This is a genomic window from Streptomyces sp. NPDC051452, from assembly GCF_044454765.1.
Classification (GTDB): domain Bacteria; phylum Actinomycetota; class Actinomycetes; order Streptomycetales; family Streptomycetaceae; genus Streptomyces.
Window position 1 is genome coordinate 116,679 of sequence record NZ_JBITEB010000016.1, and the last position, 21,807, is coordinate 138,485.

Genomic DNA, 21,807 nt, shown 5'->3' on the forward strand with positions numbered 1-21,807 from the left:
GCGTTGGCCACGTGGCGTCAACGGCGAGCCCTGGTGTGGACAGTAGTGGGAGCGGTGGCTCTTGGATTCCTCGTCACACTGGAGATCGCCGCGCGCCGCTACGGTCAATCGGGGCCGATCACCAACCAGGTGGAAGGGCTGATATCCGCCCCGAAGCCGGGGCCGCTGTACGGCGGTTTGGCGTTGATGATGGTGGTGCTCACCTGGCGGCAACGGTTCATCGCGGCTGGTGTCGCCATCGGCATCGACGTCGTCTTCGTGCTGGTGCGGTGGGCGGTCGGCGCAAAGATGACCGATGGGCATTTCTTCGGCAACGGCGCGTTGTGGGTGATGTTGGGCTGTGCGGTCATCGCCCTCACGCGCCGAACCGGGCGGGAACGCGCCCTTTTGTTGAAGGGCGTCGGGCTGGGCCTGCTGCTGGTGGCCGGCCGCAAGACCGGTGATACGTGGCTATTCATCACCTCGCAGGCTCGCCCGGTGGTGCTCGACCAGTACGTGGCAACCGCCGATCACGCGCTGGGCAACCCGTCATGGCTGATGGGCCGGATGGTCAACGCCACCGGCCCGATCGGCCTCGGTCTTCTTCACTTGGTCTACGCTCAGCTAGCGGTGGCCGCGGTCGTCGTCGCGCTGTACCAGCTGCGCAACGTGGCCGTCGAGCGCCGCTTCCCGAGCCATCATCTGGTGCGTACGTTCCTGGTGATCGGTCTCCTCGGGCCGGCCATCTACATGGTCTTCCCGGTGGTCGGACCGGTCTTCGCCTACGGCCCGGGCGCCTCCGGCACCGGCGGCGTGCACTGGGCGGTGGCCAATCTCTGGCCGCACACGCCCCCGCCGATCAACACCCCGCACCCGGTGTCATACGACGAAATCACGCCGCGCAACTGCATGCCCAGCCTGCACACGGCGTGGGCCACCGTGATCTTCATTCATACCCGCAGCGGCCCACGGATTCTGCGGTTCGCGGGCACGTTCTGGCTGCTCGCCACGCTCAGCGCAACGCTGGGATTCGGCTACCACTACGGCGTGGATCTCGTCGCCGGCGTGGTGTTCGCGCTCACGATCGAGTCAGCGCTGCGCTCGCTCGACCGTGGGTGGGACCGGCCGGGAATCCAGTTGGTCATCTACGGCACGATGGTCTTCGCGGCGCTCTTGGTGTCGTACCGCTGTCTGTCGATGGAGATGGCCGGACACCCGTGGGTGTTCGGCCCACTTCTCATTCTGGCGATGACCTCAGTGGTCTACGGCTACGTACGGACCACCCACCTGTGGGAACCGACGGCTGCACCGAAGCAACATCGGGAACCGCAACTCGAACCGGTTTGAGTCTGCCTCCGGCCAGGCCGATGCCTCCTCCCGTTCCTTTGCCTTTACAGGTCACTCCTGACGGCACTCGTGCGGCTGGTTCGTACGCCGTGCGGACTAGCGAGGCTTCCTTGGTCGGGGAACCCGAACTGCCTGGGGCAGAGGTCTATGCGACGTTCGAGCAGGTTCTCGAGCAGGGGTTGCAATCCCAGCGGGTCACTGACACGCTGCGTCGCCCTGGCGGGACACTTGACCGCGGACAGCTGCGTGCACGAGCGCTCAAGGCGCGGGACGACATCGCCGTCGCCGCGGCTGTCGAATATTGGAGGTACGTCGAGGCACGGGCGGACGTGGTCGCCAGGACGGGGGAGCGCAGCGTCATCGGATTCACGCTACTGACCCTTGGAGCGCGCCCCTAGATCGGCAACGGACTGATCACAGCCGGTCTGGTTGCCGCGGCCGTGGCCGGGGGAGGGGCGATCGGGGATCTGGGCTACCTGATCGGGGTGGCGGTTCGCAATCGGGCGGCTGATCTTGCTGACGTGTCACAAGATGCCGCGTCGGACGTGACCCGGGCACGTGAGGAGTGGGAGCTGGCCCTGCTGGAACGGGGAGTCCTGCCGTTCCTGCTCGGGCGGCTCGAAGAGAGTTCCGCGGCAGAACGCGAGGGCCGTCCTGCCCGCCGGTCCGCACGCGACCCCTGATGGGGGCCTCGCGAGGTGTGTGCGCTGCCCTCGGGGCCGATCCGCTCGTCCTGTCCGCTGGCTGTACGGAGTCCGCTCACCCCATCGGGCCGGCTCCAGGGCGGGAACGCCGCACGTAGCGAGCACGGGGAGTACGGCGCCGAGCAGCAAGCCCGACTCGAACACGTGAGGTGACGGGAAGCCTCGCGATGCCATGCATTCCCCTTAGCGTTCCCCCACAGCTGGGACCGTGCTACGGCCGAGTGCCGCACCCCGGGCAGAAGGTCGCGCCGTCCGGCACGACGGCTGAGCAGGAGGTGCATGCGGTGGACTGCGCCAGGTGATACCCGCAGCCGGAGCAGAACGCGGCGCCGCGGGTCTCGGTGCGGCACTGGGGGTAGACCGGCTGCCGGGGCGTGTTGGGGTCGTAGCCCTGACCGGCCTGTTGTCCTACAGCGCACGCCCGCTGCGAGGCCACGTCGTTCAGGCCGCGCTGCTGGGCCGCCATGGCCTCGGCCGCGGTGTCCGGGGCGCAGTTCAGACACAGTCCCTGCGCCGCGTGCCAGCAGCGTCCGCAGACGTAGTGGGTGCATCGCGCACAGCGGTTGAAGTGCCCTTGCGCATTGCCGATCGCCCGTTCGAAAGCCTTGTCGCGGGCGGGCCCCCAGCCGGCGCCCGCGAGTCCGTCGGCCGCGGAGGTGAGCCCGCCGCCGGCTCGGCCCAGCAGGCTCCAGGCCATGTCTACCCCCTTGCGAGCCAGGTGGTGGCACGCTCACCGGCGTACGGCTCGAAGGGCGAGCGCCAGGCCGGAGGCGTACGCCTCAGGGGCTGGCGATGTCGAAGCCGTACGGCAGTGGTTCGCTGGTCCCGCCCTAGTTCCGGCGGTAGACGTACACGCCTTCCGCGCTCGCGCCGTGCGGCGCGCCCTCTACCTGGCATTCGTAGGCCACCTGGATGATTCGCTGCCGGCCGGAACCCCGCATCCGGATGCCGTCCGCCGGGTACGCCAAAGGAAAGCCATGTGTGCAGGGTGCGGAGACGGGTGCGGCCAGCGTTGATCATCGTATGCCGCTGTCCGGCCCAATCACGGCCCGGCCCACCGGCTCTGCTGGTCCGCCTGGCGGCGCCGCCATCAAGCGCGAGGCTACTTAGGGGACATGACCTCATAGAGGTTTCCGGCGTCATCGGTGAAGTACAGGCCGCGAGGGCACAACGGGTGGTCGATCCGGCCGTTGCCAGGCTCGCTGGGATCGTTGCCATAGGGCACCCCGGCGGAGTTGAGCCGGGCGAGGATCTCGTCGAAGGACGACGGGTCCACGTCGAAGGCCAGGTGGTGGCCGACCGGATTCTCGACGGACATGAAGTCCAGCGTCAGGGAATCGTTGACCTGCACCGGCGCGAAATGACGGTCTGCGCCTCGATAGTCCAGTCCCATGACGGAGGCGAAGAAACGTGCTGCTGCCTCGTTGTCTATGGCCGGAACGATGGTGTGGTTCAGCGTGATGGACATGCTCTGTCTCTCAGATCTCGGCTGGCTGGGACAGGACGCCGTGCAGGAAGACGTCGACGAGGTCGCGCACTCCCAGTTGCGGCGCCGGATCCGTCGGCTCGCCTCCGGTTGGCGGCCTGCCGGCCCCGACGAACAGGAGACCTAGGAAGATCAATGCTGCCTGCTCGGGAGGCAACCGCAGCGACTCCCGTTCAGGCTCGAAGAGTTCGGCCAGCGCCTCTCGAACGGGCAGGGAACCGGCCGCACGATCAGGCGGGGTCCCTGCGCTGCCGGGACGGCCACTTCGTCCCCGCCCGCCCGTCGCGTGAAGCGCCCCGACCACCGCGCCTACCCGGTCCAGGTGGGCGTGCAGCGTCGAGGCGGCCTCGGTCAGCCGGTCGGCAAGCGGCTGGTCCATAGATACCAGGGTGAGTTCCTCGAGGGCGTGGGCCGGACTGAGCGCCTCGGTCACGCACGCGTCAAGGAGTTCCTCCTTGTCCGCGAAGACGCGGAAGATGGTGCCCTCCCCGATGCCTGCGGCCCGGGCGACCTGGCGCATCGTCACCGCGCTGCCGCGCTCGATCACGAGGGGAAGCGCGGCACGAACGATCATCTCCCGACGGCTGTCGGGGTCCATCGCCGCTGCTCTTCGCCGACTGGGTGCGGTCGTCATGGAGGCACGTATCGGAGTGAGTGCTCACTCCGGTCAAGGGATTGCCGACGTCGGGCGTCAACTCCGCTCGATCACGGCACAGGCACGGTAGCGGCTATCTCCACTAGCACGGTCGGGGCGCAGCCATCGTCTTCGCCCACCCGGTCGATATAGCTGAGCAAGAGCAGGACGTGCCAGACGAACCGTGCAGCGTCCTGGCGGCCCGCGCCCGACGCGCACGCTCAGCGTTGAAGCCCACGACGGCCGGAGAGGCGTCCCCGTCCGGGCCGAGCTTCTCCTGGTCCATCGCGTACACCGTGAAGACGTAACGGTGCGGGCCGTCGCCCGGCGGGGGAGAGCACCCCTCGGCTGCTTGAACCAGTATGTCGTCCTGTCGCTGGGACCCGAGCGGTACGCGGATACCGGCATCACTCCACTGAACCCGGCCTGACCTTCAGGCTTCCGGGTCGGCTGCGAGAGCCCGGGCCGGGGGAACCGAAAGGCGGGCGGGTCCCGGTCCTAGCGGCCGGCTGTCGGCGTGGCCGCCGGGTGCCACTCGCGGCGAAGGAGGCCAAAGACCCAGGAGTCGGAGACGTCGCCGTTGACGACGCAGTCCTCGCGAAGGGTGCCTTCGCGGACGAAGCCGAGCTTCTCCAGAACCCGGGCGGACGCCGCATTGCGGGTGTCGGTCTCGGCCTGGACGCGGTTGAGGTCCAGGGTGTCGAACGCCCACCGCAGGACGGCGTGCGCGGCTTCCGTGGCGTAGCCGTGACCCCACGCGGCGGCATCGAAGACGTAGCCCAGCGACGCGCTGCGGAAGTCGGGGTTCCAGCTGTTCAGGCCGCACCAGCCGATGAACGCGCCGTCGAGGACGCGGTCGACGGCCACCCGCGCTCCCGTACCTTCCGCCTCCATCGTCCGGCAGGTCGCGATGAAGCGCTGGGCGCGGGCCGGTTCGGTCCACGGCGGGGAGTCCCAGTACCGCAGCACGTGGGCACTGCCGTGCAGCGCGTAGAGCGGCGCCGCGTCGGCGTCGGTGAACGGCCGCAGTCGCAGGCGGCCAGTGTGCAGCTCGGGAGCGGGCAATGCCATACGGAGTATCCTGCCGCGTCACGCCCGCCCCCGACCATCCGTTTTCCTGCCTGGCCGGCCGGACGGCCCGAGCACCGCTTGACCGACGACCCTGACGCGAGGCTTGCCGCGTTCCTGGCTCGGGAGCAGCAGCACAGAAGCCGAGCCAGAGCCACATTCCGTGGACAAAGCCGATCGCCGACTTGCGCAGCACGTAGGGCCGGTCGGGCCCGCGGTGGTGCCGTGCCCGGGCCTTACGGCAGGCCGGCGGATTTGATCAGGTAGCCGGATCGTGAGGACGCGCTCGGCAGTTCGCCCGCGGGCACTCCCGCCGGCGCTCCCGCTCGACCGCCCCCGTGATCCCGGGACAGCGCACGACCCGCGGCTCCGCGCTGATGTCCGTCATCGGCACGAGGTCCGGCGGACTGCCCGGCCCTGGCCGGACCGTGGCCGTCCGCGACGGAGCCCGCGCCCTTCTGGACGCCTACACCTGCGACAACCCTCTGGCGTCCCACCGGCCCCAAGGAGCTGGATCTGGTTCGGGAGCTGAACTGGCGTGCCTGGCCGCCCAAGCTGCCCGAGCAGCCGATCTTCTACCCGGTCCTCAACGAGGACTACACGGTCAGGATCGCGCGGGACTGGAAGGTGAAGCACGACGGCGCCGGCTTCGTCACTCGTTTTGAGGTCGAGTCGGGGTTCTTGAGCCGGTATCCCATCCAGCAGGCCGGCGGGCAGGCAATCCTCGAGCTCTGGATTCCTGCCGGGGAGCTTGACGACTTCAACGCCCACATCGTCGGCGAGATCCAGGTCATCCACGAGTTCCGCTGAGGCGGGAAGGCTCGCTGACGGAAACGCTGGCCCGCTGCAATCTCGGCGTGGCTGGAGCGCCCCGTCCACCGGGTTGAGCCCGCGCGCCTTCAGGAAGCTGGTGACTTCGCTGCGGCGACCCGTCGGGCGAGTGCTGAAACTCGCCCGACCCGTTCGCGCACCCGACGCACCAGCTCATCCGCGGCCTGCGGCCACTGTGCGTACTGAAAGTCGAAGCCTGCCTGGCTCAGTCGGCCCGGGACGACATGGCGGCTCTTCAGCAGCAGTTCGGTGTCGGAACGCAGCGCGAACGCGCCGACCTCGGTCATCCACTTGGTCGCAGGGAGACCCACCGGTACACCCCAGGCGGAGCGCAGGGTGCGCATGAATGCACGCTGCGGCAGGGGATGGGGAGCCGCCAGGTTCACCGGCCCTGCGATGTCCTCCCGTTCGATCAAGAACTCCACCGCGCGCACGAAGTCGTGTTCGTGGATCCACGACACGTACTGTGCTCCACCGGCGACCGGGCCGCCGAGACCCAGGCGGGCCAGTCCTAGCAGGACGGCGAAGACCCCGCCGGGGTCCGGGCTCATCACCATGGCCGAGCGTAGAGCGACCTTGCGCGTGGCCGGCGTTTCGGCCTGCTGCTGAGCCTGCTCCCAGGCCTTGGCGATCTCGACGCTGTACGCCCAGTAGTCCGGCACGCCCGGTTCGGTACCGCCGATCACACCGGTGGCCTCGTCGTTGGGGGCGTCGAAGCGGTGCGCGTACACCGTGGCGGTGCTCATCTGCAGCCAGAGCCGTGGCGGTCGGGCAGCTCCCGCAATCGCGGCGCCCACGACCCGGGTGGAGTCGACCCGGGAGTCCATCATTTCCTGCAGATTGGCCGCCGTGTATCGGCAACTCACAGTGCGCCCGGCCAGATTGATGACGACGTCGCTGCCGTCCACCGCCGCCGTCCATGGCCCCAGGGTCTGACCGTCCCATGGGACCTCGCCCTCGCGCCTGGGGCGTCTGGTGAGAATCACGACCTCGTGGCCGGCGGCGTCAAGTGCCCGCTTCAGGATCGCGCCGACCTGTCCGGTGCCCCCAGGAATCACAACCTTCATCGGCTACCCCTCCTTCGTCTTGGATGAGCCTAGACCAAAGAGTTGAACATGTTCAAAATTTGGGTGCGACCGGTCCCACCTCGGCAGAGTATGTCTCGGCATGGTGAGCAAGACGGTCGAGGCTGTGCTGTTGCTTGGGATCGATGTGCGGGTGGAACGCGTCAGCGACTCGTCCGACGTCCTGGTGGTGGAGGCGGTGTCCACCGCTTGCCCGGGCCGGTGTCCGGACTGCAGGAAACAGGCGAGGCGCACGCGCAGCTCGTGTCAACGCGACCTGATTGAGGGGTTGTTGGGTTCTCACCGGGTCACAGTCCGGCTGCGGGTCCGCCGGTATTTCTGTGACCGGAAGAGCTGTTCCCGCAAGACGTTCGTGGAGCAGGTGCCGGGCCTGTCCGAGCGGCACTGTCGCTCTGACAGCCTGGCTGCGGTCGATCGCGATCGAGCTCGGCGGACGTCCGGCCGCGCGGTTGTGCCGCCGCCTGCGGCTGGTCGCGGGCCGGACTCGGCTGCCCAGGCTGCTGACGGTGCCGGCGGTGCCGGACCGGTCGCCGCGGGTGTTGGGGGTGGACGAGTTCGCCTTCCGCGAGGGTTGCACCTACGGCACCGTGCTGGTCGACGTTGAGGCTGTCCGGGTCGTGGACGTACTGCCCGACCGCACCTCCGAGACGTTCGCGGCCTGGCTCAAAGAGCACCCCGGTGCCGAGATCATCTGCCGGGACCGGGCCAGCGCCTACACCGAGGCGGTCAAGGAAGCCGCCCCTCACACGCTCGAAGTGGCCGACCGATGGCACCTGTTGCGGAACCTGTCCGCCGCGGTTGAGAAGACCTGTCACCAGCACCGCGACTGCCTGCGTAAACGTGTCGAGGAGGAGACGGTGACCGCGGTGCCAGAGCCGCCCCCGGATGCTGTTACCGCCCCCGGAACTGCCCCGCACCCAGATCATTGACAGCACCCGCCACCGCTACGAGGACATCCACCGCCTGCTGGAGAAACGCTGGACGATCAGCGCCATCGCCCGCCGCCTCAGCCTCGACCGCAAGACCGTGCGCCGCTTCCGCGACACCGACCTCGACGAGCTGCTGGCCTCGGCCCGCCAGCGCCGCCCAGGCGGCGTCCTGGGGTCGTTCAAGGCGTACCTCAACGCCCGCTTCACCGAAGCCCAAGGCCAGGTCAGCGGCGCACGACTGTTCTTGGAGATCCGTGCCCGTGACTACCGCGGCAGCCGCCAGGTCGTCCGCAAACACCTCGCCGCCTCCCGTGCGGGCACCGCCGAACCGGTCCGGGCCGACATTCCGAGCCCTCGCGAGATCACCTCATGGATCATGCGGCACCGGGAGACGCTCTCCGAAAGCCAGGACGAGCGGCACCTTCAAGTCCGTCTCGCCTGCCCGGACATCACCCGGGCCTGCGATCTCGCTCGGGCGTTCGCCGACCTGGTTCACCACCAGCGCGAATACCTGCTGCTGGAGTGGATCCGGCAGGCCGAGCAGGACGCACCGAAGCCCATGAAGGGCTTCGCCGGCTTCCTCCGCGAAGACCTCGACGCTGTCACCGCCGGCCTCACCCGCCCGTGGAGTTCTGGCTTCGTTGAAGGTCACGTGAACCGAATGAAAACACTCAAGAGGGTGCTGCCCGAACGGTCGCCGGTCAGGGCTGGATGTTCTCCAGGTCCTCCAGGAGGCTTGGGTGCTTGGGGTCCCAGCCGAGCGCCTGCCTGGTGTAGGCGCTGGACGAGGGCTGGTCGCTCGCGAAGACCTGGCCAAGGGGGCCGAAGGTCTCCGCCGGTACCGACTCGACCGGCAGGTCCAGCCGTCGTCCGATGACCGTGGCGATGTCGCGAACGCTGTCCCCCTCGTCGGCCACGGCGTGCCAGGAGGTACCCGCGTCCGCCTGTTCCAGGGCGAGCCGGAAGAGGACTGCCGCGTCGAGCGCATGCACGGCCGGCCAGCGCTGTGAGCCGTCACCCGGGTAACCGGACACTCCGGTCCGGCGAGCGATGTCGGTCAACAGGCCGGCGAAACCGCCGGAGCCCTGGTTGTGAACCGTGCGCGGCAGGCGTACGGCGCTGCTGCGGACCCCGCGCGAGGACAGGCCCAGGACCGACGTGACCGCACGACCGCGACCGCCGACGGGCCCCTCGGTCATCAGCGGGTCGGCCTCGGTGGAGGCGCGGCCGGGTACGTAGGGCGTACCCGAGCAGGTGACGAAGGGGCGGTCGCTGTCGACGAGTTCCTCGCCGAGGGCCGCGAGGGCGGCACCCTCCTCCGCGACCGACTTCGCGAGGGTGTCGGGGGTGCTGAAGTCGTGGTCGAACGCGAGGTGAATCACCCCGTCGGCCCGGGCGGCGCCGTCGCGAAGGGTGTCCAGGTCGGCGAGGGCTCCCCGGAAGGGCTCGGCACCGGCCGCCTCCACGGCTTGCGCGGATGCGTCGGAGCGGGCGAGTGCGAGGACAGTGTGGCCGTGGTCGAGCAGTTCGGCGACGACAGCGGAACCGATCAGACCGGTGCCGCCGGTGACGAAAACGCGCATGGAGAACTCCCCCAGAAGTGATGGGACTCTTATCCCATCACTCTAGCGTAGTGATGGGACAAGAGTTCCATCGCTTAGGATGGTGACCATGGGCAGATGGGAACCGGGCGCGCGTGAACGCCTCGTCGTGGCTGCCGTCGACCTGTTCACCGAGCAGGGGTACGACGCCACGACGGTCGCGCAGATCGCCGAGCGGGCGGGAGTCACCAAGAGCACCTTCTTCCGGTACTTCCCCGACAAGCGCGAGCTGCTGGTGGCCGGACAGGAGACGCTGAGCCGCCTGCTGTCCGAGGGGATCGCCGACGCACCCGTTGACGCCGGCCCGCTTGAGGCGGTCGCCGCCGGTCTGGAACGCGCGTCGAGCGCGATGGGCCCCATGAGCCGCGAGCTCGCGCCTCGCCTGAAGGCGGCCGTCGCCGCCAGCGCCGAACTCCAGGAGCGTGACGCCCTCAAGAGCGTCGGCCTCGCGGCCGCGATGACGGCCGCTCTGGTCGCCCGCGGCATACCCGATCCGACCGCGGCTCTGGCGGGCGAGCTGGGCGTCCTCGCCTTCAAACGGGGATACGCCCAATGGTCCGAGGGCGACCATGACGGCAACGGCGAGCTCGCCAAGTACACCCTGGCAGCCCTGGACGAACTGCGTGCCGCGAGCGCCTCGCTGGGCTGACCGGCAACCTCACCCCGCCGTTCACGGAACTGCGGCCAGAGCCGTGAAACGGCCAGGGTCGCTCCTCGCCTCACTTGGTTGGTTCTTGATGTGTGTGGGGAGGTTGGGGAGCGAAGAGCGGGCCTTGATCACCGGTGGCTAAGTTTGGGGCCATGACCGGTGACTGGCGGATGGATCGGATCGGGACTGCTCTGCGAGGTGAGAACCCGACCGTGCTGCGGCGGCTTGAGTCGGGGTTCGCGGTGATCGGCGACGTTCAGTTCTTGCCGGGTTACTCGGTTCTCCTCGTGGACGAGCCAGGTGTTCAGCGGCTGTCTAATCTGCCGAGGGCGAGGCGGCTGTCGTTTCTGTCCGACATGGACCGGCTCGGAGAAGCCGTTGAGCGCGTCTGCCGGCGCCTGGACCCCGATTTCCGCCGGGTCAACCTGGAGATTCTGGGGAACACTGACCCGTTCTTGCATGCCCATGTCTGGCCGCGGTTCGAGTGGGAGCCGGCCGAGCTGGTGGGCAAGCCTGTGTGGCTGTATCCGGGCGACCGGTGGAGAGACGAGGGCTTCAGGCTGGGTCCGCAGCATGACGTGCTGAGGGACGGGATCGGGAGCGAACTGGATCGGTTGCGTTCGATGGGCTGACGGCGGGCTCGGTGATCAATGACGGTCAGTGCCCCTCCCGAACGCGTCAGGACGGGGACCCGTCCGAGCACAGACCAGCCCGCCCCGGGCCGGTTGCCACCCAAGGACGCCGGTGCGTGGGGCGCAAGCCCAGGTCGCGCCCTTCCGTGAGTACTTCGCCCGCGCCTGCGAGCGCACCGCCCAGGTGCTGCGCGCCAGAGCCCCCGACCCGGGCGCGGCGCCCGCGGCCGGCGCCCGAGGACCCGCCTGGCCGGAACGGCCGCTCTAGTCCAGGACGCCCAGTGCGGTGTCGGGCCGGCAGTGCGGGCACGGCGGAACCTGCTGTCGCAGCGCGTCGAGTGCCTGCTGCCGGGTCGGGGGACGGCACCGGCCGCTCGTGGCTGCCGCCCAGCAGTCGCCGGTGTGCACGGCGTCGATGTTTGTACGGTTCGGCCCGTACTGGATCAGCCAGTTCGGGGGAGTCGGTCGCATCAGCTCACCCTGGCGCCGCTCCGCCTCGCGTCGCTCTTCCGCAGCGATCCAGCCGTCGAGCTGGGCCGGCGTTGCCGTCGCCTGCTGCTCGATGACGCGGCGGGCGAACCGCAGCGCGTCCAGGCGTGAGAGCGGCTGCTGCCACTCACCTGACCTGCTCCGTTCCTGCCTCACCGGGCCTGCCGTGCCTCCGCTTGCCCGCACAATCGAACACACGCTCCAATTCGATTAACACCGCGTCGACCACCTCACCCACACCCAGTGAGACTGAGCACTGCAGATGGCGGATGAGCACTGGACTGGATCTGTCGGGCTGTGCATTTGAGGTGGCGGGCATAGTCACGGCTCGAAGGGTTGACCTGGGCTCTTTCTCCGGATCCTCCGTTCGGCGCTCTGCGGGCGTGGTGTGCTGTTGGTGGCAGAAGCAGCCCGGCAGCGCCGCGGCGTATCAGCGAGCTCTCGTCCAGGTGGCCGAGATCGCCATCGCCGAAGGGTGCCTGACGAGGCTGCCGGGCTGAAGCTGAACCCGCCGACGACCGAGAAGGAACATGGGGACCAAAGGTGGCGTAGAGCCACCGGTGGCCGACCGGCCGGCCGAGGCCGACGCGACTGCTGGCCCGTGGCGAGTAGGCTGATCGTTCGTCATCGGACCGGGGAGGTCGGCGTGGACTATGGCGACAAGCTCTTCTGGCTCTCGGTTTTGATTCAACGCAAGTACGCGCAGATCTGCGCCGGGTTTGACCTGACCCCCTCGCAGGCCACGCTGCTCTGCGCAGTCAGGAACGAGCCGCGGCAGATGGCTGACCTCGCAGCGTCATTGGGTATGACCAAGAACGCATTGAGCCAGCTGGTCGATCGCACCGCGCGGCGAGAGTTGGTCGGCCGGGCAAGCTCGGCGCAGGACCGACGGGTCGTCATGCTCAGTGTGACGCCCACGGGGAAGGTGCTCGCCGACGCCCTTTACGCCGAGGTCGCCAAGCGCCTGCCCGAGATCGCGAGGAACCTCGACGCTGACGACCAGCGCGACTTCGAGCGCGTGGCCACCGCCATCGTGGACACCTCGGACCTCTCTACGCCCACCCCGGACCAGCCCATCACACCGTAAGGCTTCGCTAGCCCGCGCCTTGACGAAGTTCATGCCGTGAACTAATTTCGTTCACGGCATGAACTAATGAGGGGTGGCAGCGATGAGCACACAGACGACCGGCACGATCGCAGTCTTCGGCGCGACCGGGCAACAGGGCGGGGCGGTGGTCGACGCGCTGTTGGACCACGAGACGCGGGTGCGGGCTTTGGTCCGCAATCCGCAGTCCGACCGGGCTCAGGCGCTGGCCTCTCGCGGCGTCGAACTGGCAGCCATTCGGCCCGACGACCCGGCGTCGCTGGCCGCCGCCCTGACGACGGTCGAGGGGTTCTATTTCATGACCCCGGAGGCGAACAGCCTCGAAGAGGTCGAGGCCGAGATCCGCATCGGTACCGCGCTCGTCGACGCGGCGGTCGAGGCGGGTGTCCCGCACGTCGTGTTCAACTCGGTTTTCGGAGCGGACCGAGAGTCGGGTGTGCCGCACCACGACTCGAAGCATTCGATCGAGGAGCACCTTAGGAAGTCCGGCCTCAGGGCCACGATGGTTCGCGCGACCGCCTTCATGGAGAACTTCGCGAGCGTGATGGCACCGAGCCTGGAGCATGGGGAGATCGTGCTGAGGCTGCCGCTGCCGGAGGACGTCGCCCTGAAGATGATCTCGGTCAGGGATATCGGCCGGGTCGCCGCCGCGCTCCTGCTCGACACCGCAGAGGCGCCCGGCGGAGCCGTCGAGCTCGTCGGCGACGAGCTGACGGGCCCCCAGATCGCCGCGGCGTTCGGCGCGCGCGCCGGGCTCCCGGCACGGTACGAGGCACTCCCGTTGAGCGTGCTTCCCAACGACCTCGACAAGGTGATGTTCCGTGAGTTCGCCAAGGCGGCGGACTACCCCTCAGACCTCACGGTGGTGCGCTCGATCGAGCCGGCCACTCTGGACCTGGTCGAGTGGATCCGAGCTACCGGCTGGACCGCGCCCACAAACGTGGCTGGTTGCTAAGCCTCCCGCCCTGACCTCGGCGCTCAGCGGCGGTAGAAGGCGTAGAGATTGTTGTGGCTGGTGGCGGCAGGTTGGTCTTGGGGCTGGGTGTGGATGACGGTGTCCAGGTCGCTCCAGCCGGCGTCGTGGCGGACCAGGGTGGTCTTGCGGGTGCCGTTTAGGTCGCACATGAAGTACCAGAGCTGGCCGGCGTGGGCGGTCAAGGCGGGGGCGTGGCGCACGGACGGGAAGGCAGGGGTGCTCATCAGGCCAGGGCGCCATCGTCGGTGAAACGGGCGGTGGGCTGCTGCCCGGCGTGGGGGACGATGACCTCATCTTCGCCCGCGCCGGCCGGGCGGCTGAAGGCGGACTCAAACATCTGGAGTTGTCTTTCCCGTGGTGGGGACGGCTGCCCTCGCCTGGCGCCGCCGGATGAAGGCAGCCGTCGACTCCAGCGCTTCGCACCGCTAGACAAGGGCCCTGCCCGCCTTCAGCGTCGAGCGATGCGGAAACCGCTACCTGCTGAGGCGGGCAAGGCACGTCAGGACGAGGCACACGATGCGCGAGTGTGTGCCGGCCGGTCCGCGCGGAGGGGGCGACTGCGTCGGCGTCGCCTTCCACGACTGCGGCGGGGGTAGGTCACACGGGAGGCAGGCAGGGAGTCAGGGTCCCGGTGGCCTGGACCGGCGTACCGTTGACCGTGGCGGAGGCGGTGTAAGTGCCGCTCAGGATCTGCAGGAGCGACAGGTTGGCGTTGAACGTGGCTGTACCTGTGGCGTCGGTGACCGCGGTGCCGACCACCTGACCGCCCACGGAGAACGTCACGGTCACGCCGGCCGTGGCGGGGGTCACCTTCGCGCTCAGGGTGGCGGTGAACAGATTCGGCAGGGGGAACGGTACGTTCACCCGCCAGCAGGCGGGCAATGCCTGCAGAGGCCCGCTGCCGGACTGCTGTACCAGGATGGTGATCGGCAGGGAGACGACGCCGCTGCAGGAGCACGAGGTGCCGGCCGCCGTGACGGTGGCGGTCACTGTGGCGGTGCCCGCCGTACCGAACGTGAGCAGACCGGTGGCGATGCCGAGGGCATTGGTGGTGACAGGCACCGGCGATGTGCCGCCGTTGAAGGTCACCGTTGCACCGGCCACCGGACTGCCGCCACAGGTCACGATCGCGGTGACCTGAACTGCCTGACCGACGCTCACCGGGGCGAAAACCGGCAGCACGACCACGGAGCAGGTCGCTTGAACCGGCACCGTGACGGTGATGGGTGCGAACGTGCAGGCCGAGCACGTACCCGCAGCAGGTGTGAAGCTGACACCGACACTTTGTCCCGGCTGAAGGCTCACCCCCAGCGGGACCGTGGCCACCACACCGTTGGTGACCGTGGCTGTGACGGTCGCCCCACCGGGCAGGGTGTAAGTGATCGTGCCATTGAGGCCGGACAGTCCGGCCGGGCAGGTGAGGGTGGTGGCCGCCGTCGTGATGCCCCCGACGGTGGTCAGCGTCGTGCTTAGGGTTCCGGCCGGGACCGCAGTGACCGTGACGGTGCCGGCGTCGGCGCCCACGACCGCCCCGCCGGCGTTGGTGTAGACCACCACCACCAACTGGGCGCCGGAACCGGTTGCGGTGAAAGTGACAGGACCGGCGGTGCCCGCCGTCACCGCCACGGTCTGCGGGGGCACGCCGTCATAGGTGAACGTTGCGTTCACCGCCGTGGTCGGAGCCCCCGACGCTGAGACGGTGAAACTGGAACAGGCGGAGACGGTGAGAGGAGTGATGGTAAGTGCCATGAGAGTAGACCCCTTGGAGGGAGGAAATGGAGAGCGGGGGAGGTTCCCATCCACGAGGCTGCGGACCCGGATACGACGCACTCGCGACGCATCCGCGGGGAGCCCCCTACGACACAGCCACCGTTCGCGGGTATGGCTGGTCGATTCCGGCTGGGATGGGCGCCCCGCCTGCCGACACTGACGATTACAAGCACAGCCGAACTCGAGAGGGCCACCCCCCGGCGAGTGCTGTCACTCGATCGGCCCAGTGGGCCGGCGTGGGGGACGCAACAGCGCCTGATGCGTTCCACGTTGCTGTCGGCACACCCAGAGCGGTTTCCGGTTACGCCGAACGAGTGGCCCAGGGCCGCCACTGTTGGCGCATGGGCCATCCGGTGGGTTACTGGGTGCGGCACCGTGGGCTGCCGCGCCCACCGGCTCAGTTCACGCCCGTGTCCAGCGAGAGCTGGACGCTCCGTGCCGTGAACATGCCGCGCATCCGTGTGGGCAGCCGGTGCCTGGCAGTCGGCCCCGCCCACGGCACAGCACCTGGCGCTGACCACTCGCGCCACGCTCTGTCCTGTGAACCAGGCCTCCGGCTCCCCGAGCAGTTACGGCGACACCGACACCGCGCGCTCGACTTCACCGAGCCGGTTTCCTCATCACTTCTCAGCGAAGGAACCCATAACAATGACCGTGAATGCCCCACCCTACGAGCTCACCGGCTCATGGCCCGTACCGCCCGCCGGTCCGCCCCTCCTGCTCGCCGCGATCCCGCCCGACGGACCCGCCACGGGCGGCAACACAGTCCGGTTGGTCGGGCAGAACCTGCGTGACGCGAGGAGCGTCTCCTTCGGCGGCACGCCGGCCACCATCATCCAGTGGGGCCACCCCGGCTACCCGGATGACCACTGGCACGGGCCGACGAGCGCGGCCCCGGCATATCCGGGTCGGGAAGAAGGGAACGACGGCCGCAGCGGAGAACATTCCGACGGTGGCCGGCCGGGAGGGGCCTATCCGGTCCTCGACATCCTGGTGGTGATCGCGCCGCCGCATGCCCCGGGCACCGTACAGGTCACCGTGACCACCCCGGTCGGCACCAGCAACCCCATCCCCTACACCTATGTGGCACCACCGCCGGCCCCCAGCGGGATCAGCCCCAGCAGCGGGCCCACCACCGGTGGCACCCCCTTCACCATCACCGGTACCAACCTGTCCGGTGTCACCGGTGTCCTCTTCAACGGCGTACCAGCCACTGGTGTGACCGCCACGGCCACCAGTGTCACCGGCACCACACCTGCCGGCGCGGCCGGGAACGCCACCGTCACCCTGATTAGCGGCTCGGGAGCTACCACCGTTCCCGGAGGCTTCACCTACACAGCACCACCCCTCCCGCCCACAGCGGCGGCCATTCTCCCGGCGGTCGGACCGTCCACCGGCGGTACTCCGTTCGTCATCACGGGCACCAGGCTCACCGGGGTGACGAGCGTCATCTTCGGCGGCACACCAGCAACGGTGCTGTTCATCGATCCGACCGGAACTCTCCTGCTCGGCCTCACCCCTGCGGGTCCGGGAGCCGGCGGAACCGTATCCGTCACGGTGACCGGCCCGGGCGGCAGCACAACGGTCCCCGGAGGGTTCACCTACTTCCCGGCGCTGCCCACCCCGTCGCCGACGGGAATTGTTCCGGCGACCGGCCCGGTGGCCGGTGGTACCGGCTTCACCGTCACGGGCAGCAACCTGGGCGCCACTGTCGCCGTCCTGTTCGACGGCGTCGCCGCGACAGGGGTGACGGCCGGTGCGACAACCGTCACCGGAACCACCCCGCCCCATCCCATCGGATCGGCGACGGTAACTCTGGTGACCCCGTTCGGCCTCGTCACCGTCCCGGGGACCTTCCTGTACGTCTGATCCCACTTGCGGCAAGAAGAGGCGGCGCCGGTGTGCTCGTGAGGGCACACCGGTCCGCCGTGCGGGTCCGTAAGAGGGGGAGGCGGCGATGGACCGGATGACATGTCGGCCGGCCTGCCTGCCGCGGTGTTTCCGAAGGCCCGCGTTCGGTCGGCAAAACCCGTTCGAGCGCGGCACGCTGACGACGACATCGGACCGGCCGGGGCCACGAAGCAACGCCTGGGTATCCCCGGCCGATGCACCCGCTCCGGCCTTTCCGCCGCCGCTCACTTGGCTCTTTCTCTCCGGGGTGAGGGCGGCGGCTGTGATGGCGGTCATCCGGTTCGGTCTGCAGCGAGCTCGACGGGAGATGCGCCATGACTTCGGTCGCGTGATGCTTCGTTCGACGGGTGCGCGTGTCGCCGACAGGGCCCGGTTGATCGTTGGCTGGGTGGCGGTGAGGTCCTGGTGCGCAAGGCGTCTGATCGGTGTGGTGACCCGAGAGCCGGCGCCGATGTGGGCGGTCGGCGAGGACGGGCACGTTTTGCCGTTCGAAGAGCCGGATGATGCGGTGGGTGCGGGCTGCGGTCGGGTCGTGGGTGCGGCCGGGCAGGGCGGGCGAGATCCGCGGCAGTTCGCCCGCGGGATCGACGATGACCTGCACGTTCACGCCGTGGCGGCGGTGCTTTTTGGAGAGGTCGGCCTGGCCGTCACCGGCGCGGTCGCACTCGGCAAGCGTTCCGTCGAGCAGGACGTGATCGGGATCGGTTTCCCGCGGAACCCGCAGTAGGCCGGGCGCTCGGCGTGCGAGGTGGCCGGCGATGGCGGTGACGTAGGCGTGGGCGGTGCCGACGGATGTTCCGAACCCGGCGGCGATCTGCGTAAGCGGGTCGTGTCGGCGGAGGTAGATCAGGGCGACGAGAGCACGCTGGTGCGGCCGGGGCCAGCAGCGGCGCTCGCCCTCACGGGTGACGGTGAGCATGGTTGCCCACTCGACCAGGGCGTGAGACACGTCGAGCGAGACAGAACAGAGAACCAACCAGGCTCCTGCGCTGATGAGTTGAGGCGTCGCATGCCTCTGTCAACGGCACAGGAGCTTCGTGCGTTGCGGGACACCGGCCGGCCACCCGCCCCCTGCTCAGCTCCACGTTCCGGGCCACCTTGCGCGCCAGTTCGTCCTCTCCGACGACGCGCCCAGGCGGGACTGCGTGTTGGTCCATCCGGGTGGTAGTCGAGTCAAGACGATGGTGCTTTGTTGGCCATTTCGGGTTAATGGTGGTGACCGTTTTCCGGTGGGTTGCCCATCTCTCCGGGGAGAGATGGGCAACCCTTCCGGGGAGCCGGTGCGTGGTACATGCCGGTGTGTCCTCTCTCTGTCCCGGTTGTAAGCGGTGATCCGGTTCACGTATGCGGCGCCGTGCGACGCGGGCCCCGGTGGGAATTCTTGGGCGGCCCTCTCATCTGAGAGAGGTTTGTCATGGAACCGACTACATGTGGGTGGGGAGCTCCGGCGGTAGCCGGCGGGTATCGGCCGGTTGTACCGACCGGTGGATCTGAGGTGGGCGCCGTACGGGGGCTTGTGGCCGCACCCTTGAGTACGGCGTTCTCCACGGTGACGATCCCGGCGGGCACGACCCCGCTGGCGGTGGCGGTGGCGCCGAACGGCAACGTCTACGTCGGCAACGCCAACTCGAGCAATGTGACGGTGATCAGCAGCACTACCAACACGGTCCTGGCCACCGTCCCCGCCGGCTCAGACCCGGCCATGATTGCGGTGGCAGCGAACGGCAACGTCTACGTCACCAACCAGAGCTCGAACAACGTGACGGTGATCGACAGCGCCACGAACACGGTCCTGGCCACCGTCCCCGTCGGCGGGGGCCCGTTCGCGCTGGCGGTGGCGCCGAACGGCAACGTCTACGTCGCCAACAGCACTTCCAACAACGTGACGGTGATCAGCAGCGCCACGAACACGGTCCTGGCCACCGTCCCCGTCGGCGCGGTCCCGGACGCGGTGGCAGTGGCGGCGAACGGCAACGTCTACGTCGCCAACCGGAACGCGAACACCGTGACGGTGATCAGCAGCGCCACCAACACCGTCCTGACCACCCTCCCCACCGGTGGGTTCCCGGGGGCGGCGGCGGTTGCCCCGAACGGCAACGTCTACATCGCCAACCAGACCTCGAACAACGTGACGGTGATCGACAGCGCCACGAACACGGTCCTGGCCACCGTCCCCGCCGGCACGGTTCCGGGGGTGATCGCGGTGGCGCCGAACGGCAACGTCTACGTTACCAACACCATTTCGAACAACGTGACGGTGATCGACAGCGCCACGAACACGGTCCTGGCCACCGTCCCCACCGGGTCGGGCCCCTTCGGGGTGGCGGTGGCGCCGAACGGCAACGTCTACGTCGGCAACAGCAATTCCAACAACGTGACGGTGATCAGCAGCACCACGAACACCGTCCTGGCCACCGTCCCCGTCGGCGCGTTCCCGTTCTCGGTGGCGGCGGCGCCGAACAGCAACGTCTACGTCACCAACGCCAATTCGGCCAGCGTGACGGAGATCTCGCCGTTGACGGTGACGCTTTTGCCTGCGGCGCCGGTGTGCGGGCAATCGGTGACGTTCAGCATTTCCGGGGGGACTCCGAACGGAACAGCGGTGGTGGACTTCGGGGACAGCAGCCCCACGGTCACCGTCCCCCTGGATGCCACCGGGAGCGGGCAGACCACCCACACCTACACTGCCGGCACGTTCACCGCGACCGTGAACGGCAACCCCACCTCCGTCACCGTGAGCCCCAACCCCACAACGACGACGCTGTCGGTGATGCCGAACCCCTCCACCTGCGGGCAGAGCGTGACGGTTTGCGCCACCATCACCCAGGCACCAGCCACCACCACAGTGCCGACCGGCACGGTCACCTTCACCCTCCCCAACGGCCAAACCCAGATGGTCCCCGTCAACGCCTCGGGGCAGGCCTGCTTCACCACCACCGCCCTGACCACCGGCACCCTCACTGCCGCCTACAGCGGTGACAGCTGCTTCACCGGCTCCACCGCCAGCACCCCGGTCACCGTGAACCCCACCCCCACAACGCTGACCGCGCAGCCGGGCACGATCCGGCTCCGGCTGACCCCGCTGCCCGAGTTCTACATCCCCACCCTCAGCGCCACCCTGAAGACCACCTCGGGGGTGCCGGTGCCCGGTCAGCCGGTGACCTTCACCGCCACCACGCTCTTCGGCCCGGTCAACCTCGGCACCGCCGTCACCGACGCCAACGGCACCGCCACCATCCACAACGCCATCGTCCCCGTCTTCGCCACCCCCTTCTACACCGCCACCTTCCCCGGCACTGCCTGCTACACCGCCGCCACCGCCCACGGAATCCTGCTGTTCATCCCCCTTCCGGGCTGATCTCACCGGCTCCGAAAACCCCACGTCGCCTGGTCTGCTGCGACGGGAGGAATACACCGTGGCCCAACGGGACGAGCCGGCCGACCAGTCGAGGGCGTCGGGGACACGCGCGAATTTCAGAGGCGGGGCTCCGGCCGCGGGGGCGGCTCCAGCATCGGTACGGTGATCGGCAGATCACGGCGTAGGAAGGGCGGCGGAACTTTCCGACTCTGCGCTGATGACGGTGCACATCGGCTGCCAAACAGCCACTCGGTCAGCACAGCCTTCAGGAGCGGGAGGGTCAGGCGTAGAACTCTCCCGACTCTGCTGAGTTCTTTTGGAGTGGCTACTGATCGGGTGGCCGGCCGGTGTCCCGCAACGCACGAAGCTCCTGTGCCGTTGAGAGAGGCATGCGACGCCTCAACTCATCAGCGCAGGAGCCTGGTTGGTTTTCTGTTCTGTCTCGCTCGACGTGTCTCACGCCCTGGTCGAGTGGGCAACCATGCTCACCGTCACCCGTGAGGGCGAGCGCTGCTGCTGGCCCCGGCCGCACCAGCGTGCTCTCGTCGCCCTGATCTACCTCCGCCGACACGACCCGCTTACGCAGATCGCCGCCGGGTTCGGAACATCCGTCGGCACCGCCCACGCCTACGTCACCGCCGTCGCCGGCCACCTCGCACGCCGAGCGCCCGGCGGCGAACTGCCGCGGATCTCGCCCGCCCTGCCCGGCCGCACCCACGACCCGACCGCAGCCCGCACCCACCGCATCATCCGGCTCTTCGAACGGCAAAACGTGCCCGTCCTCGCCGACCGCCCACATCGGCGCCGGCTCTCGGGTCACCACACCGATCAGACGCCTTGCGCACCAGGACCTCACCGCCACCCAGCCAACGATCAACCGGGCCCTGTCGGCGACACGCGCACCCGTCGAACGAAGCATCACGCGACCGAAGTCATGGCGCATCTCCCGTCGAGCTCGCTGCAGACCGAACCGGATGACCGCCATCACAGCCGCCGCCCTCACCCCGGAGAGACAACGTCGAAACAGCTCGCTGGGTATCGGTGGCCTGTACAGGGGTCGACCACACCCCAGGAGGAGGCCACGGGGGGAGTGGAAATGCCTAGAAGAGATCGAAGCGCCCTGTCCCGGCACGGGGGACAAGGCGCTCTTGGTCGCGTCGGTGCGGAGTCGGCGTCAGCGTCAGCGTGCCGACGATAGGCCGTTCTCATGCTGCCGTTCTCATGGTCGTTGAAGCCACGCGATGTGCCCGCGG

General features: G+C 68.7%; 21 protein-coding genes and 4 pseudogenes. 13 read left to right on the forward strand and 12 right to left on the reverse strand.

Annotated elements, in window-relative coordinates; genetic code table 11:
* Window positions 1-33 precede the first annotated feature (33 nt).
* Together ACIBA9_RS30155 and ACIBA9_RS30160 are read left to right on the forward strand one after the other, a co-directional pair.
* A complete protein-coding gene (locus ACIBA9_RS30155; RefSeq protein ID WP_399368070.1) occupies window positions 34-1,326 on the forward strand; it encodes a phosphatase PAP2 family protein in 1,293 nt (430 codons plus the stop codon).
* A 545-nt stretch (window positions 1,327-1,871) separates the two neighbouring features.
* Entirely contained in the window at window positions 1,872-2,009 is a 138-nt protein-coding gene (locus tag ACIBA9_RS30160; RefSeq protein ID WP_399367931.1) for a hypothetical protein, read from the forward strand.
* Window positions 2,010-2,241: 232 nt separating this feature from the next.
* Here the strand turns inward: ACIBA9_RS30160 and ACIBA9_RS30165 are convergent, their stop codons facing one another.
* The 5 genes and pseudogenes from ACIBA9_RS30165 to ACIBA9_RS30185 all read right to left on the reverse strand — a co-directional run bounded on the left by ACIBA9_RS30165 (window position 2,242) and on the right by ACIBA9_RS30185 (window position 5,221).
* A complete protein-coding gene (locus ACIBA9_RS30165) occupies window positions 2,242-2,727 on the reverse strand; it encodes a zinc ribbon domain-containing protein (protein WP_399367933.1) in 486 nt (161 codons plus the stop codon).
* A 405-nt stretch (window positions 2,728-3,132) separates the two neighbouring features.
* The gene (locus ACIBA9_RS30170) at window positions 3,133-3,498 is read right to left on the reverse strand and encodes a VOC family protein (RefSeq protein WP_399367935.1); all 366 of its coding nucleotides are present in this window, start codon (window positions 3,496-3,498) and stop codon (window positions 3,133-3,135) included.
* A gap of 10 nt (window positions 3,499-3,508) precedes the next feature.
* Window positions 3,509-4,114, reverse strand: coding sequence for a TetR/AcrR family transcriptional regulator (locus tag ACIBA9_RS30175; RefSeq protein ID WP_399367938.1), 606 nt, complete (start codon window positions 4,112-4,114; stop codon window positions 3,509-3,511).
* Window positions 4,115-4,349: 235 nt separating this feature from the next.
* A pseudogene (locus ACIBA9_RS30180) lies at window positions 4,350-4,493 on the reverse strand (YbhB/YbcL family Raf kinase inhibitor-like protein); the annotation flags it as partial.
* A 155-nt stretch (window positions 4,494-4,648) separates the two neighbouring features.
* Window positions 4,649-5,221: a GNAT family N-acetyltransferase gene (locus ACIBA9_RS30185; RefSeq protein ID WP_399367940.1), complete on the reverse strand. Its 573-nt coding sequence runs from the start codon at window positions 5,219-5,221 to the stop codon at window positions 4,649-4,651.
* 414 nt (window positions 5,222-5,635) lie between these two features.
* On the opposite strand from ACIBA9_RS30185, the gene ACIBA9_RS30190 reads away from it, so the two are divergent.
* Entirely contained in the window at window positions 5,636-6,028 is a 393-nt protein-coding gene (locus ACIBA9_RS30190) for a hypothetical protein (RefSeq protein WP_399368072.1), read from the forward strand.
* Between the two features lie 89 nt (window positions 6,029-6,117).
* On the opposite strand, the gene ACIBA9_RS30195 is transcribed toward ACIBA9_RS30190, so the two are convergent.
* A complete protein-coding gene (locus ACIBA9_RS30195) occupies window positions 6,118-7,116 on the reverse strand; it encodes a TIGR01777 family oxidoreductase (RefSeq protein ID WP_399367942.1) in 999 nt (332 codons plus the stop codon).
* Between the two features lie 563 nt (window positions 7,117-7,679).
* Between ACIBA9_RS30195 and ACIBA9_RS30200 the strand changes: the two genes are divergently transcribed.
* Window positions 7,680-8,063, forward strand: coding sequence for a transposase (locus tag ACIBA9_RS30200; RefSeq protein WP_399367944.1), 384 nt, complete (start codon window positions 7,680-7,682; stop codon window positions 8,061-8,063).
* Here the strand turns inward: ACIBA9_RS30200 and ACIBA9_RS30205 are convergent.
* Window positions 8,026-8,361, reverse strand: coding sequence for a hypothetical protein (locus ACIBA9_RS30205; RefSeq protein WP_399368080.1), 336 nt, complete (start codon window positions 8,359-8,361; stop codon window positions 8,026-8,028). The two genes, ACIBA9_RS30200 and ACIBA9_RS30205, sit on opposite strands and share 38 nt — an antisense overlap.
* Window positions 8,362-8,439: 78 nt before the next feature.
* Here ACIBA9_RS30205 and ACIBA9_RS30210 point away from each other — a divergent pair.
* Window positions 8,440-8,682: pseudogene (locus tag ACIBA9_RS30210) on the forward strand (hypothetical protein); the annotation flags it as partial.
* An 82-nt stretch (window positions 8,683-8,764) separates the two neighbouring features.
* Here ACIBA9_RS30210 and ACIBA9_RS30215 read toward each other — a convergent pair.
* Complete coding sequence (locus ACIBA9_RS30215) at window positions 8,765-9,646, reverse strand: SDR family oxidoreductase (RefSeq protein ID WP_399367946.1); 882 nt, start codon at window positions 9,644-9,646, stop codon at window positions 8,765-8,767.
* An 88-nt stretch (window positions 9,647-9,734) separates the two neighbouring features.
* Between ACIBA9_RS30215 and ACIBA9_RS30220 the strand changes: the two genes are divergently transcribed.
* From ACIBA9_RS30220 to ACIBA9_RS30230, 3 genes are all read left to right on the forward strand, one after another.
* A complete protein-coding gene (locus tag ACIBA9_RS30220) occupies window positions 9,735-10,313 on the forward strand; it encodes a TetR/AcrR family transcriptional regulator (protein WP_399367948.1) in 579 nt (192 codons plus the stop codon).
* Between the two features lie 152 nt (window positions 10,314-10,465).
* Window positions 10,466-10,945, forward strand: coding sequence for an HIT family protein (locus ACIBA9_RS30225; RefSeq protein ID WP_399367950.1), 480 nt, complete (start codon window positions 10,466-10,468; stop codon window positions 10,943-10,945).
* Window positions 10,946-11,057: 112 nt separating this feature from the next.
* Window positions 11,058-11,213, forward strand: a complete 156-nt coding sequence (locus tag ACIBA9_RS30230; protein ID WP_399367951.1) for a hypothetical protein — start codon at window positions 11,058-11,060, stop codon at window positions 11,211-11,213.
* Here the strand turns inward: ACIBA9_RS30230 and ACIBA9_RS30235 are convergent.
* A complete protein-coding gene (locus ACIBA9_RS30235; protein ID WP_399367953.1) occupies window positions 11,210-11,590 on the reverse strand; it encodes a DUF6233 domain-containing protein in 381 nt (126 codons plus the stop codon). The genes ACIBA9_RS30230 and ACIBA9_RS30235 overlap by 4 nt on opposite strands.
* A 490-nt stretch (window positions 11,591-12,080) precedes the next feature.
* Here ACIBA9_RS30235 and ACIBA9_RS30240 point away from each other — a divergent pair, with 490 nt between their 5' ends.
* Both ACIBA9_RS30240 and ACIBA9_RS30245 read left to right on the forward strand, forming a co-directional pair.
* On the forward strand, window positions 12,081-12,521 hold the full coding sequence (locus ACIBA9_RS30240; RefSeq protein WP_399367955.1) for a MarR family winged helix-turn-helix transcriptional regulator: 441 nt from the start codon (window positions 12,081-12,083) through the stop codon (window positions 12,519-12,521).
* 82 nt (window positions 12,522-12,603) lie between these two features.
* The gene (locus ACIBA9_RS30245) at window positions 12,604-13,494 is read left to right on the forward strand and encodes an NmrA/HSCARG family protein (RefSeq protein ID WP_399368074.1); all 891 of its coding nucleotides are present in this window, start codon (window positions 12,604-12,606) and stop codon (window positions 13,492-13,494) included.
* Between the two features lie 23 nt (window positions 13,495-13,517).
* Here ACIBA9_RS30245 and ACIBA9_RS30250 read toward each other — a convergent pair whose 3' ends face one another.
* Complete coding sequence (locus ACIBA9_RS30250; protein WP_399367957.1) at window positions 13,518-13,739, reverse strand: hypothetical protein; 222 nt, start codon at window positions 13,737-13,739, stop codon at window positions 13,518-13,520.
* A 373-nt stretch (window positions 13,740-14,112) separates the two neighbouring features.
* Window positions 14,113-15,345: a hypothetical protein gene (locus tag ACIBA9_RS30255; RefSeq protein WP_399367960.1), complete on the reverse strand. Its 1,233-nt coding sequence runs from the start codon at window positions 15,343-15,345 to the stop codon at window positions 14,113-14,115.
* A 480-nt stretch (window positions 15,346-15,825) separates the two neighbouring features.
* Here ACIBA9_RS30255 and ACIBA9_RS30260 point away from each other — a divergent pair, with 480 nt between their 5' ends.
* A complete protein-coding gene (locus tag ACIBA9_RS30260; RefSeq protein WP_399367962.1) occupies window positions 15,826-17,154 on the forward strand; it encodes an IPT/TIG domain-containing protein in 1,329 nt (442 codons plus the stop codon).
* 276 nt (window positions 17,155-17,430) lie between these two features.
* On the opposite strand, the pseudogene ACIBA9_RS30265 reads toward ACIBA9_RS30260, so the two are convergent.
* Window positions 17,431-18,115, reverse strand: a pseudogene (locus ACIBA9_RS30265) (transposase family protein); the annotation flags it as partial.
* Between the two features lie 597 nt (window positions 18,116-18,712).
* On the opposite strand from ACIBA9_RS30265, the gene ACIBA9_RS30270 reads away from it, so the two are divergent.
* Window positions 18,713-20,554, forward strand: coding sequence for an Ig-like domain repeat protein (locus tag ACIBA9_RS30270; RefSeq protein WP_399367964.1), 1,842 nt, complete (start codon window positions 18,713-18,715; stop codon window positions 20,552-20,554).
* Between the two features lie 481 nt (window positions 20,555-21,035).
* A pseudogene (locus ACIBA9_RS30275) lies at window positions 21,036-21,573 on the forward strand (transposase family protein); the annotation flags it as partial.
* Window positions 21,574-21,807 lie beyond the last annotated feature (234 nt).